At 59.2% G+C, this 12,012-nt stretch carries 12 protein-coding genes; 7 read left to right on the plus strand and 5 right to left on the minus strand.

What is annotated here, in order from left to right; all coding sequences use genetic code 11:
- The first annotated feature begins 24 nt into the window (after positions 1–24).
- From RBB76_RS04300 to RBB76_RS04310, 3 genes are all read left to right on the plus strand, one after another.
- The gene (locus RBB76_RS04300) at positions 25–573 is read left to right on the plus strand and encodes a carboxymuconolactone decarboxylase family protein (RefSeq protein ID WP_429628636.1); all 549 of its coding nucleotides are present in this window, start codon (positions 25–27) and stop codon (positions 571–573) included.
- 268 nt (positions 574–841) lie between these two features.
- Positions 842–1,474, plus strand: a complete 633-nt coding sequence (locus RBB76_RS04305) for a glyoxalase superfamily protein (RefSeq protein WP_429628635.1) — start codon at positions 842–844, stop codon at positions 1,472–1,474.
- Positions 1,475–1,679: 205 nt separating this feature from the next.
- Positions 1,680–4,115, plus strand: coding sequence for an ABC transporter permease (locus tag RBB76_RS04310; RefSeq protein ID WP_429628634.1), 2,436 nt, complete (start codon positions 1,680–1,682; stop codon positions 4,113–4,115).
- A gap of 31 nt (positions 4,116–4,146) precedes the next feature.
- Here RBB76_RS04310 and RBB76_RS04315 read toward each other — a convergent pair whose 3' ends face one another.
- The 3 genes from RBB76_RS04315 to RBB76_RS04325 all read right to left on the minus strand — a co-directional run bounded on the left by RBB76_RS04315 (position 4,147) and on the right by RBB76_RS04325 (position 6,372).
- Positions 4,147–4,806, minus strand: coding sequence for a CatA-like O-acetyltransferase (locus RBB76_RS04315; RefSeq protein WP_429628633.1), 660 nt, complete (start codon positions 4,804–4,806; stop codon positions 4,147–4,149).
- Between the two features lie 132 nt (positions 4,807–4,938).
- Positions 4,939–5,352, minus strand: coding sequence for an NAD(+)--rifampin ADP-ribosyltransferase (gene arr / locus RBB76_RS04320; protein WP_429628632.1), 414 nt, complete (start codon positions 5,350–5,352; stop codon positions 4,939–4,941).
- Between the two features lie 270 nt (positions 5,353–5,622).
- The gene (locus tag RBB76_RS04325) at positions 5,623–6,372 is read right to left on the minus strand and encodes a hypothetical protein (RefSeq protein ID WP_429628631.1); all 750 of its coding nucleotides are present in this window, start codon (positions 6,370–6,372) and stop codon (positions 5,623–5,625) included.
- A 379-nt stretch (positions 6,373–6,751) separates the two neighbouring features.
- On the opposite strand from RBB76_RS04325, the gene RBB76_RS04330 reads away from it, so the two are divergent.
- The 4 genes from RBB76_RS04330 (at position 6,752) to RBB76_RS04345 (ending at position 10,212) form a co-directional block, all read left to right on the plus strand.
- Positions 6,752–7,366 carry a shikimate kinase gene (locus RBB76_RS04330; RefSeq protein ID WP_429628630.1) on the plus strand — a complete coding sequence of 205 codons (615 nt, stop codon included), beginning with the start codon at positions 6,752–6,754 and terminating at the stop codon, positions 7,364–7,366.
- Between the two features lie 22 nt (positions 7,367–7,388).
- Positions 7,389–8,582 (plus strand): AI-2E family transporter, encoded by a 1,194-nt coding sequence (locus RBB76_RS04335; protein WP_429628629.1) that lies wholly within the window; start codon positions 7,389–7,391, stop codon positions 8,580–8,582.
- A 145-nt stretch (positions 8,583–8,727) separates the two neighbouring features.
- The gene (locus tag RBB76_RS04340) at positions 8,728–9,327 is read left to right on the plus strand and encodes a hypothetical protein (protein ID WP_429628628.1); all 600 of its coding nucleotides are present in this window, start codon (positions 8,728–8,730) and stop codon (positions 9,325–9,327) included.
- A gap of 159 nt (positions 9,328–9,486) precedes the next feature.
- Positions 9,487–10,212 (plus strand): RsmE family RNA methyltransferase, encoded by a 726-nt coding sequence (locus RBB76_RS04345; protein ID WP_429628627.1) that lies wholly within the window; start codon positions 9,487–9,489, stop codon positions 10,210–10,212.
- 34 nt (positions 10,213–10,246) lie between these two features.
- On the opposite strand, the gene RBB76_RS04350 is transcribed toward RBB76_RS04345, so the two are convergent.
- On the minus strand, positions 10,247–11,395 hold the full coding sequence (locus tag RBB76_RS04350; protein ID WP_429628626.1) for a permease: 1,149 nt from the start codon (positions 11,393–11,395) through the stop codon (positions 10,247–10,249).
- Positions 11,396–11,428: 33 nt separating this feature from the next.
- On the minus strand, positions 11,429–12,007 hold the full coding sequence (locus RBB76_RS04355) for a hypothetical protein (protein ID WP_429628625.1): 579 nt from the start codon (positions 12,005–12,007) through the stop codon (positions 11,429–11,431).
- Positions 12,008–12,012: the final 5 nt, after the last annotated feature.

Raw genomic sequence — 12,012 nt, forward strand, 5'->3', positions numbered from 1 at the left:
TCGCTACATACTAAGGAGGGACTCATGCCACACATCAAACTACCCGAAGGCTTCGCCGGAATCAGCAGCGGATTCGTCTATCGCCCCGAAACCGCCAAGCCAATGCGCGAACTCGCCCACGTCCTACTCCACGACTCCAACTCCCTAACCCCCGCCGAGCGCGAACTCATCGCCACCTACGTCTCCAGCCAGAACGACTGCTACTTTTGCCAAACCAGTCACGCCTCAGCCGCTGCAGCACACCTCAACAACGATTGGGGTCTAACCGAACAGGTAAGACAGAACTACGAACAAGCACCAGTCTCAGACAAACTGAAAGCCCTCCTCGCCATCGCCGGCAAAGTCCAACAAGGCGGCAAACACGTCACCCCAGAAGATGTCGCAAAAGCCCGCGAACAAGGCGCAACCGACCTCGAAATCCACGACACCGTCCTCATCGCCGCCGCCTTCTGCATGTTCAACCGCTACGTCGACGGCCTCGCCACCTGGCAACCAGAAGACCCCGAGATGTACGCAAAAATGGGCCAACACCTGGCCACCGAAGGCTACCTCGCCCCCTCCATCAAAGCCTGACCCGCTGTTGCAGTTGTAGTTGCAGTTGTAGTTGTAGTTGCAGTTGCAGTTGCAGTTGCTTGTTCTTTGTTTGTCATCCCGTAGGGATCTGCTGTTGCATTTGTCTTTGCTGTCCTTACCTCTCCGCCCAAAACTCGTCATCTCGACCGAGAAAAAATTGACACTCAAACCCTTCTCACCTAGCATGAGCTAGTTCTCGTGGGGCACATCGGCACCCGCCGAAAGGGCTAGGCCCGCCCGCTGAAAAAATCTCAGCAGGAATACGTCCATGCCCACTCTCGAAACATACCGCAAGCAAGCCAAGCTCCTCCTCCGATGGCACCGCGAAAAAAACTACTCCATCGGCGAGCACGTGCGCCGCCTCGAACGCTACCAATCCCTAACCGACCGCGAAGCACTAGCCCTCAACTTCCCCCTCACCCTGGCCCAGGAAATCATCGCAGTCGAAGCCGGCCACCAAACCTGGGCCGAACTAAAAGCAGCCACCGCAGAATCTCCCAAAACGCCTCGCGTCCCAGACGAACGCCTGTTCCTCAAAAAAATCACACCTATCCTCTTCGTGAAGGATGTCACAGCCTCCGCCACCTTCTTCCAACGGAAGCTAGGCTTCGAGATCGACTTCCTCCACGGCCTCCCACCCTTCTACGGCGCGGTCTCGCGAGACGGCATCACCCTGCATCTCCGCTTCGTGCATCAGCCTCTCTTCGCACAAATGGCCGCTCACGAAAAATCGCTGATCCTCGCCTCCATAGAAGTCTCAAACGCACACACCCTATTCGAAGAATTCAAAGCGGAAGGCGCAGAGTTCGCGCAAACCCTCACCAAACAAGCCTGGGGCGGAACCGACTTTCACGTCCGAGACCTCGACGGCAACGTAATCTCCTTCGTCACCTACGGATAAATCTGACACCCGCCGACGCACTCTCAAGGTGTACGGATACGAACTCCTCCGTCCAATAGCGGACAGCCCTAAACCAAACTCCGCCTCACAAAAATCGCTATCCCCATAAAAACGCAGGCAGCCAGCCACCTCGCCCTCCCAAACCAATTGGCCTCCCACTTGCAACTACTCCATCAGGTCCAATCGGCTGCGCCCAGGAGTCTGTATGAGGTCTCTCATTCAAGACGTACGTTATGCCGTCCGCCAACTCTTAAAAAGTCCCGGCTTCGCAATCACCGCGATTCTCTCTCTCGCCTGTGGAATCGCCGCAACTTCCGCCGTCTTCAGCGTGGTCTGGGGAGTCATCATGAATCCCTATCCCTACGCCAACTCCGACCGCATGGTCCACTTCTCCTTCGGAGGCACCACAGCCGACGGCTACCAGCCAATAACCATCACGGCCTCGCAATGGCAGCAACTCCGCCAGGTTCCCGCCATCGAAGACTCCGCCCTCCTCAACTACAAACGCTTCACCATCACCGGCAGCGACCTGCCCGAAGACGTTCAGGGCAGCCAGATGACCACCAATGGCTTCAACTTCTTCGGTGTCCCGCCTCTCCTCGGCCGCGGCCTCCTGCCATCCGACGCCGCAGACGGCCACGATCCGCAACCGGTCCTCGTGCTCCGCTACAAGTTCTGGCAACGCCGCTTCAACGGAGACCCGGCCATCCTCGGTAAGACCATCCAGTTGGATCACCAACCCTACAACGTAGTAGGCGTAGCCGCAAAGCGGTTTACCTGGAGCGACGCCGATGTCTATCTCCCCCTGAAGACGACCGCAGGCCCCGACCCTTACGAGTTTGAGGCCCGCCTCAAACCAGGAGTCAGCCACCATGTCGCCGAGCAACAGATGCAACCGATCATCGCCCGCTTTTTAAAGGAAACCCCGCGTAACTTCCCTCCCAAGCCCGGACCGCTGGCCGTCATCGGCCTGAATGAGCAGTTCCTCAAAGCAATCGGCCCATCCCTCGCGCTGCTCTTCGGTGCCGTGCTCCTGCTCCTCGCCATCGGCTGCGGCAATGTGTCCATCCTGCTCCTCGCCCGCGGCGTAGCGCGCGAACATGAGTTTGCCATACGCGCCGCCATCGGAGCCTCACGTGGCCGCATCATTCGTCAGCTCCTCACAGAAGCCCTTCTGCTCTCAGTCACCGGTGCCTCGCTGGGCGTCCTCCTCGCCTACAAACTCCTCGCAGGCATCATCGCTCTTCTGCCCGAATATTCTTTCCCTCACGAAGCCGCCTTCGCCATCAACCTCCCCGTCCTGTCCTTCTCCGTCGCAGTGGCTCTCCTCACCGGCATTCTCTTCGGACTCTGGCCCGCGCTCCGTCTCTCGCGCCCCGACGTACGTGAAGCCATGCAGACTGGTACCCGCAAGGTCGCCGGCACAGTCAGCGGCCGGGCTCTCCACAGCGCACTCATCGCCGGCCAGATCGCACTGACACTCCTGCTCCTCTCCGCCGCAGGCGCTGCCGTACAAAGTTTCATCAAACTCGCACATGCCCATCTCGGATACGACCCGCACAACACGATATCCATCGGCATCCCGCTGCGGGACTCCTACGCCACCCTCGACGCACGCGCCGCCTACTTGGAACTGCTCCGCAACAAGGTCGCAGAGATTCCCGGCGTCAACATGGTGGCTGTCTCCCACAACGCCACTCCTCCCAACAATGGCCTCAACACCCCGATGGAACTCCTCGGCCAACCGTCCTCCGAAGATCAGAAGATTCGACTCAACTTTGTCAGCGCAGAATACTTCCCACTCCTGAAAAACGCCGTGATCCAGGGCCGCATCTGGACCGAAGCGGAAAATCACAACGCAAACCCCGTAGCGATCATCAACGAAACACTCGCCCACAAGTACTTTCCCAAAGGCGACGCCATCGGCCACTCCATCCGCATGGACGCTCTCAAAGACCCGCCCCCAATGGTGACAACACATATGGGAGCAGATGGCTGGCTCCAGATCATCGGAGTCACCGAAGACAAACTTGATGACGGCATGCGTAATCCAGTCGTACCAGAAGCCTTCGTCCCCTACACTCTCGCGATGTGGCAGTTCACCCAGCTCTTAGTCCGCACCGACGGTCCGCCGATGCCAATGATCCACACCATCGGCCTGCAGGTCGCCTCGGTCGATCACGATCAGCAGATCGGCTCCCTGGTCCGTGACCTCGAACACTGGATCAGCACCCAACCCGAGTACGCGCAGGGTCAACTCATCTCCTGGCTCTTCGCCGGATTCGCCGTACTCGCTCTGCTACTCGCCGCAGTCGGCCTCTATAGCGTCGTCTCCTACACCGTCTCCCAACGCACCAACGAGTTCGGCATCCGCATGGCGCTCGGTGCCCCGCGCAGCAGCGTGCTCGAGTTGGTCGCCCGCTCCGCCGTCATCAGCGTAGGCATCGGCGTAGCAATAGGAATCCTCCTCACTCTCCTGCTGCAAAAAGGACTGGCACACTGGGCATCGGCAACCAATCAGACGTTGACTCCTCTGCTCTTCGCGGTCGCCATCCTCGCATCCGTCGTCATCATCGCCAGCGGCATCCCCGCCCGGCGCGCGACCCAGGTAGAGCCGATGGAAGCCCTACGCTACGAGTAACTCACCCCGCCCCGCTCGATCCGGCGCATCGCTACGCGGACTTGGCATCTGGGGCATCCAGGCGACATTGAAACTTCTCAACGAACTGAGCCACATGCAGCCCATCGACGAGAGCGTGGTGCACATGAATCGATACGGGCATGGTGCAGCGGCCACCCGCCTCAGTAATTTTGCCGAACGTAATCCGGGGCGCAGAGTCTTCGTGGGAGAAGTCGCGAGCATGCGAAATGGAGGTGAAGTCGAACCACGGAAGCACCGAATAACGGATCAGGTTGGCCTCCGGATAGCGCTCAATATCATCTCTCTGCCGCACCCGGTCGACTTCGATAGCCGCCTCCCGCACGAACTCATCGATTTGCGGTCGGAACTGATAGTGTCCCAAGCCGATAGTGCCATTCTCGCGTCCCACCGCACTTCCGCCATTGATCAGCTCATACCTCCAGACAGTGCCGCCAACAAGACGCGTCTTGAAGTTCTCAACTTCGTGCGCAGCTACGAGTGAGCGATGCAGCAGCGACAAAAAAACTGACAGACGATGCTCCTTCGCATAGTTGTAGGTCCTCGTGCAGTCAACGCGGAGGCAGACACCGTGATAAGGCTCAGTAAAACTCTTGAAAAAATCAAAACTCGCGCGTCGCTCCCAAGTCTCAAGGTCGATCTTCTCTCTGCCGCCAATCACAATCTCTCGCATACTCTCATGTTAAATCGAAGAAGCCCTCTCTATTGCGGGCGACGACAAGTGTGTCTCTCAGGATTTAGATCGAAGGACTCGGTGTTACACATTCCGTGGATCTCCCGCGGCTGTGTCCCAAAGCCATTTAACTTAGTCAATAATTTCGGCACCTTCCTTCTTCAGTCGTTCCCGACCTGACCTCATTTGTCGAATCTGGTCGGGTGAATGTCCCTGCCACTTTGTGGCTTCTCCAACCACACGAAGCGGTTCGCGGGAGCGATAGGACAGTGTTGGATTGCCAGGAAACTTCTTGTCCGTCAGGTTGGGGTCGTCCTCCACTGGCCCCATCGGCTCCACAATATAAATCCTTTCCGGCCCAGTCCCAACGGCCAACTCCGCGCCCCATATCGCAGCGTCGAGCGTGCCCGTGCAATATACCCAGGACAAAGCTTTCCCTTCGCCGTAGTTGGATGTGTAACCAACTCCGATCAGATCTCCGTGCTGAAGATTCGCGCGCGTGCCATGAAAGAACTGTCGACGAAACCTGCTATCCGTTGACGACATCGTCCTGCTGCCTCCTCTCCGAGGTGGGAGACCCGCACCCGCATCTCGCTCGCGACGCGGGTCTCTCAAATCGGATGACGATAATGACGCAGAATCCGGTGTTGCCGCAAGCCCACGTGGACGTTATAAACTAGGACTGTAAGGGTTATCTGGCACTCCAGATCCGTCCGCCGCGCCACTCAAAATGAAACCAATAGAAGCCCTCCGCTACGAGTAAGGCTGCGTCCAGGGCCCCTCAAGGCCGAGATACGCCTGATTTCTCAGGCGTATCTATTCTTTGGTGCGATCAACGATCTTGTAGCCTTCGGGCAGTTCGAACAGGGCTGGGTCGGGCTCAGACGTCGTGAGGTCTTTAACGTTGAAGACCTGCTTGCCGCTCTGCGGCGTGTCGACTTTGGAGATGAGGTTGATACCGAGCTGAGCCGAGTACCAAAATTCGCGGGTCGAGATCATAGGTTGATCGTTGCCCATGACGCCCGGATTAATCGTCGTGGTCTCGCGATAGCCAGTGGTGTCTACGCCGTTAGTGTTGGCGACCCCCAGATCTTCATGCTGGTGAAAACCTGTGCCGTCGGGAAGGGGGCCTGTAGGTGCCGTTGCTGGCTTGTATACCGCTTGCGTCGATCCTGAGTAAGAAACAAGTTGGCATACCTTACCGTCCGTGAAGCAGTTGTACAGGGTGTGGCGATTGGGATCGGCGAACTGGCGCACATCCATGACCGAGGCCATCTTGCCGCCCTTAGGTACCAGGAGCCAGCGCTCTTCATAGATGCGGCCTTTGCCGTCGCGAGCGATTCGGCGCTGATTCGTCAGGGTGTAGGTACCGCCGTTGGCAAAGGGACGAGACCACTCGGTGAGCAGAGTGAGGGTAAAGGGAGCGTTGGCTATAGGTGGAATGAAAATGCTCTCCATTCGTCCGTTGGTGCCTCCGTCGGCAATGACTACGACGGGCGGCGCGGTCTGAAGCTGGCCGCTGCAGGGAACAGCAAGGATCATGAGAAGCAGGAAAGCAGTGCGCATGGGTTCTCCCGGCGGCGTGGCCAGTATATGCGCGTAGGCCCGGAGCGAGTGTAGTTTTTTGCAATCGCGGCGGCGGCTGCTAAGAGGTTTGGCAAGTCACGAAACTAAAACAGAACGAATTGGGTCTTTCGCGCCCACCAGGATCACTTGCAATCCCCCAAACACCCGGTGTATCGTCTTACCAGCATGTCGAGCCGCTTCCAATTCGCTTTTTTTACCTGCTCCTATTGGCGCCATCCAGCGGCCAGTGGAGTCCTCGCATGCATCTCTGAAAAAACCTAAAAAACTTCAGAGTCTTCGACCTTCCCGAGCCGCAACCCACACCAGGTTGCGGCTCTTTCGTTTTCTGCAACGTTTACAGGCACACTAAGGAGAGGCAATGACGTCCACCGAACCCGAAACCCAAATCAAGCCCCAGTCCAATCCCCAGTCCAATCCCCAGTCCAAGACCGAAACCGAAACCATGGCCCAAGCCCCAACCCACCTCAAACGTCTCGTCCTCACCGGCTTCATGGGAGCAGGCAAATCCACCATCGGCCGCCTCCTCGCCGCCCGCATCGGCTGGAACTTCCTCGACCTCGACGCCCACCTCGAGTCCCGCACCAACGCCACCATCCCCCAGCTCTTCGAGCAGCACGGCGAAGCCCGCTTCCGCCGCCTCGAATCCACCGCCCTCGCCTCGGCCCTCGGCTACAGCAACATCGTTCTCGCCCTCGGCGGCGGAACCCCCGAAGACCTCACCAACCGCCTCCTCCTCGAGCAAACCCCCGCCACCTTCACCATCTTCCTCGACGCCCCCTTCCCCACCCTCTTCGACCGCTGCATGCTGCAGGACATCGCCCGCCCCGTCCTCACAGACCCCGCCGCCGCCCAACTCCGCTTTGAGCGCCGCCACCCCCTCTACCGCCGCATGGCAGGCCTCACCATCGCCACCTCCGACCAAACCCCCGCCCAAACCGTCGACGCCCTGCTAGTGGCCCTGGCAAAAAAATAAGATCCAATACCCTATCAAAGAAATGCGATCTTCCACGAAGGCGGCAAAAAATGCCGCCGAATCGGCAACCCCAAACCCACGACTCAAACTCCACACTCCCCCACCCGGCCAATTCGGCGCACACTTTCTGCATCTCAACGTCAGCACCCACAGGAGAACCCGGCTGACCAACCCCACGCCCGACGATCTAACCCCCTACGAGAAAAAGACCCGCGCCCAGGTCCACGGCAATATCCTCTTCTTCTTCGCCGTCATCCTCCTGCTCGCCCTCGCATGGACACTCCAGAAAGAGCTACTGATTATCTATGTCAGCGGCCTCTTCGCCGTTGTCCTCATGCCCGCAGTCACCCGCATCCGCAAGTTGAAGATCCGCAACTATCACCCCTCCCGCGCTGTCGCCATCGTTCTCTTAATCGCCGTCGTCGCCCTAGTCCTGGCCATCTTCTTCACCACCGGCCTCCCACCCGTCCTCAGCGACCTCCGCAACTTCTCCGCCGAACTCCCCCAACGCATCCCCGAGATCGTCTCCCGCGTCAAAAAGCTCCCCTTCGCCGACAAGCTCGGCATCGACTCCTTCGCCCAGCGCGCCGCCGGTGCCTTCGATGCCACCGCCAGCTATCTCTTCACCTCGCTCCCCCTCTGGCTCTCCCACGTCTTTGACATCCTCACCGCCGCCTTCCTCTGCATCTACTTCATGCTCGAAGGCGAGCACGCCTACGACTTCTTCCTCTCTCTCTTCCCCGCCACCGAGCGCCAGCGCCTCGACAAAACCCTCAAGAAAGCCGAGCGCAAAGTCAGCAAGTGGCTCCTCGGCCAGGGCCTCCTCATGCTCGTCCTTGGAGTCTCCAGCACCATCGTCTTCGGACTCCTCCACGTGCGCTACTTCCTCCTCCTCGGCTTCCTCATGGGCCTCTTCAACATCATCCCCATCGCCGGCGGAGTCATCACCATCGTCATCGCCGCCGGGGTCGCCGCCCTCGACTCCTGGACCAAGATGGCCGGCGTCCTCACCTTCTATGCTATTTACATCAACGTCGAAAACGCCTTCCTCACCCCTCGAATCATGCGCTCCAGCGTCAACCTCATGGGCCTCACCGTCCTCGTCGCTCTGCTTTTAGGAACCGCCCTCGCAGGCATCGTCGGCGCCCTCGTCTCCGTCCCCACCGCCGCTCTCATCACCGTCTTTCTGGAGGAGTACGCCGTCCACAAGGACTGACTCACCCGTCCCTACAACTCTTGTGGTACGAAATCCCGCATTCCCATCTCCATCAGCGCTTACCGAAACCGCATCTAGGTGATTACGTAAATTTCTAGCTTTTTTAACCTTCTGAAAACCAATCTCCCTTGCTATTCTCATCGCAGTGTCCGACCTCAAGTTCGCCCAACCCGCTCGAAGCAACCTCCTGGCACCGGTCCTATTGGCGTTTTTGATCCTCGGCATCACCCTCGCCCTGGCCATCCGCTTCACGCCGCATAAAACCGCGGACCTCGACATCGTCCACACCACCGTCTATCCCGCCCACACCGTCTTCAAAGGCGAATCCATCCTCGTCGGCCACGACCAGGCCCGCGACGACCTCTACGTCCTCACCACCCTTCGCGTCACCGACGGCCTCCGTCTCCCCCTCTTCCTCAAAGACTTCACCGCCACCCTCACCACCGGCGACGGCGAGGAGATCACCACCAGCGCCATCGAAAAAGACGACATCGCCAGCGTCTACTCCGCCTTTCCCGCCCTCAAGCCTCTCGCCTCCGAGCCTCTGCTCCGCGAGACCATGATCAACCCCGGCCAGTCCGCCCAGGGAATGATCCTCCTCCACTTCCCCGTCACCCAGGGCGTATGGGACCACCGCCGCACCGCCATCCTCAACGTCGACCTCTACCACCAGGGCCAGCAGGGCGTCATGATCAGCCGCGCCAGCGAAGCGATCCCCAACCCCACCTCCAAGCTCGCCAACTAGCAGGTCGACAGCCGCACCAAACCAACCAAAAATCTGTCATTTCGACCGGAGCGGGACGATTTTGTCCCGCGCAGTGGAGAAACCCGCTTCAACCACCGTCGGGCCCGATGCACAACTCGCCAACCCTCGATCAGCCCCCCAAAACCGTAAACTAACCTCATGACCCGCCGTCGCTGGATCGCCGACCGTTGGACCGCCACCACCGCTTCCCTCACCGGCGACCAAGCCGCTCACCTCGCCCGCGTCCTCCGCGCCGAACCCGGCCAGATCTACGACGTCGTCTCCAACGGCTTCCTCCACCGCGCCGAGATCCTCAGCGTCTCCGATGCCGAAGTCCTCTTCACCCTCCACGAAGAGCTCGAATCCGACGCCGCCCTCCCCCTCCATCTCCTCCTCGCCGTCTTCAAGTTCGACCACATGGAGTGGGCCATCGAAAAAGCCACTGAACTAGGCATCGCCCGCATCACTCCCATCCTCGCCCGCCGCACCGAAAAGCACCTCGCCCAATCCGCACTCAAACGCACCGAACGCTGGCGCCGCATCGCCCTCGAAGCCTCCAAGCAATCCCGCCGCACGGACATCCCCCACATCGCCGACCCCATCCCCCTCAAGCAAGCCCTCGCCGAAGAAACCTCCCCCACCCGCATCCTCCTCAGCGAAACCGAGCAGACCCTCACTCTCACCGCCGCCCTCAAAGCCGCAACCTCGTCGCAACAAGAAACCGACACCGCCCTCGCCATCGGCCCCGAAGGCGGCTGGACCCCCGAAGAGATGTCTCTCTTCACCCAGCATCAATGGCAGCCCGTAACCCTCGGCCCCCGCATCCTCCGTGCCGAAACCGCCGCCATCGCCGCCATCGCAATCGCCTCCACCCATCTCCTCTAATGGGCTCAAACAGCGGCCAACAGAAGATGCGCAACTATCCGTGCCTATGCGCCATCTTCTCCCCCGCCATCATGCGCAACATCGCAGGCCCACCCGTCCGCAGAAACCTCACCACCAACAAAGCCGCCACCACCAGAAACCCAATATTCAACCACGTCGTATAGTTCCACGAGATCGCCTCCTCCATCACCCTCGCATTCCGCTCTTGCGGAATCAGATGCAGCGCACCGAACACCAACTCCACCACCAGCGCCGCCACCGCCATCGCAACATGAAACGTAGCCAACAGAAACGCGCTCATCTTCCACCCGTAGTACTTGCGATAGATATTCAGGATCGGAAGAATAATCAAATCGGCAAAAAGGAACGCAATCATGCCCCCAAAGCTGATCCCACCATTCCACAGCACCGCCGCCAAGGGAACATTCCCCACCGAACAAACAAACGAAACCACCGCAACCACCGGCCCAATCAGCGGCCCCCAGATCTTTGCCAGCACAGGGTGCGCCTCAAAGAAAAACACCTGCCAGAAGTGTTTCGGCACCCAAGCCGCCAGCGCCCCCGCTATCAGCAACCCACCCACAAGATCCATCCACAGCGAAGCCCAATCCATCACGAAGAAGTGACTGATCGCCGTCCGTCCCTCCTGCGAATTAGCCCGCTGCCACAGCGACCCCTCATGCAAGCTCATATCCATCGCAGCATGGCCTTCCATGCGTCCCTGCACTCCCAGCTCCGCCTGCCGCCGCGCCTCTTCCACCAACGACCGCGGAAGAAACATCCGAAACAGCACCACCAGCACCCATATCATCAGCGGCCCACCCACAAACTCCGCCACCGTAAACCGCCAACCCATCAGCACCGCGAGCAGGATCCCCAACTCGATCACAAGATTCGTCGAAGCAAATTGAAACGCCATGGAAGACGTGAAATTCGCGCCCTTCCGAAACATCGATCTCGCCAGCGCCACCGCGGCATACGAGCACGAAGAACTCGCCGCGCCCAGCCCGCAAGCCTTCACAATCGTCCCCGCCCTGTCATCCGGCAGCAGCCGCGACATCTCCTCCTTCGACACCACAGCCTGCACCACCGCCGAAAGAAGAAACCCAAGAATCAGCGCCCACAGAATCTCCCACGCCATCGTCAACGCCATCACCACCGCATGCCAGATCGCCAGAACCATGCCACCCTCCGACGCAGCCCTCACCGCTATAGCTCACAATCGAGAAGAATCGCGCTCGTCTCGCCTCTTCATCACATTCAATAGCAACAGATCGACGACCGCTGCCACGACAAACGGAATACTTGCAACCAACCAATGTCCGCGAAGACTCGATCGATTGATCGCACAAAACAGCGCCAGCAAAATCTCTACGGCGGTCACCGCAAGAAAAGACCATCCAAATTTATAGCGGTTCCATGTACTCCACGAATGGGCGTCATCCAGGCTGACTAAAATCGCAGCGTTCCCAGCTGCACTCGTTCCCTCAGCTAACTCCGTGGCAACAGCAAAACTAATCTCGCCGTAGTGCCACGCCAACGTGGACCGTTGCAAATAAAAGAAGAGCGCCGCTGTCACAAGGCCGGCGATAGCCGCCAGCACAAAAGGATAAGAAAACTCCTGAAGCTGTCCAACGAAGGAGGAGGCCCCATCAGCCTTACCTCCCAAAACTCTATCGAATGCGACTCCGCCCACAGCAACACAAAAAGCAGACAGAATCCCTTCGATCGTCATCTCCTTGTCGAGATAGTCCAGATAGGGCTTCGCGACGTCGGAGACCGAAGGATCTGCCATTCCTG

It is taken from the genome of Tunturiibacter psychrotolerans, assembly GCF_051013365.1.
In the GTDB taxonomy this organism is placed as follows: Bacteria; Acidobacteriota; Terriglobia; order Terriglobales; family Acidobacteriaceae; genus Edaphobacter; species Edaphobacter psychrotolerans_A.

What these genes read in the sequence shown, in the direction of transcription:
- RBB76_RS04315 (WP_429628633.1), bottom strand. Translation starts at nt 4,806, where the DNA reads ATGCGAGAGATTGTGATTGGCGGCAGAGAGAAGATCGACCTTGAGACT.
- RBB76_RS04310 (WP_429628634.1), top strand. Translation starts at nt 1,680, where the DNA reads ATGAGGTCTCTCATTCAAGACGTACGTTATGCCGTCCGCCAACTCTTA.
- RBB76_RS04355 (WP_429628625.1), bottom strand. Translation starts at nt 12,007, where the DNA reads ATGGCAGATCCTTCGGTCTCCGACGTCGCGAAGCCCTATCTGGACTAT.
- RBB76_RS04335 (WP_429628629.1), top strand. Translation starts at nt 7,389, where the DNA reads ATGCGATCTTCCACGAAGGCGGCAAAAAATGCCGCCGAATCGGCAACC.
- RBB76_RS04305 (WP_429628635.1), top strand. Translation starts at nt 842, where the DNA reads ATGCCCACTCTCGAAACATACCGCAAGCAAGCCAAGCTCCTCCTCCGA.
- RBB76_RS04350 (WP_429628626.1), bottom strand. Translation starts at nt 11,395, where the DNA reads ATGGTTCTGGCGATCTGGCATGCGGTGGTGATGGCGTTGACGATGGCG.
- arr (WP_429628632.1), bottom strand. Translation starts at nt 5,352, where the DNA reads ATGTCGTCAACGGATAGCAGGTTTCGTCGACAGTTCTTTCATGGCACG.
- RBB76_RS04345 (WP_429628627.1), top strand. Translation starts at nt 9,487, where the DNA reads ATGACCCGCCGTCGCTGGATCGCCGACCGTTGGACCGCCACCACCGCT.
- RBB76_RS04325 (WP_429628631.1), bottom strand. Translation starts at nt 6,372, where the DNA reads ATGCGCACTGCTTTCCTGCTTCTCATGATCCTTGCTGTTCCCTGCAGC.
- RBB76_RS04300 (WP_429628636.1), top strand. Translation starts at nt 25, where the DNA reads ATGCCACACATCAAACTACCCGAAGGCTTCGCCGGAATCAGCAGCGGA.
- RBB76_RS04330 (WP_429628630.1), top strand. Translation starts at nt 6,752, where the DNA reads ATGACGTCCACCGAACCCGAAACCCAAATCAAGCCCCAGTCCAATCCC.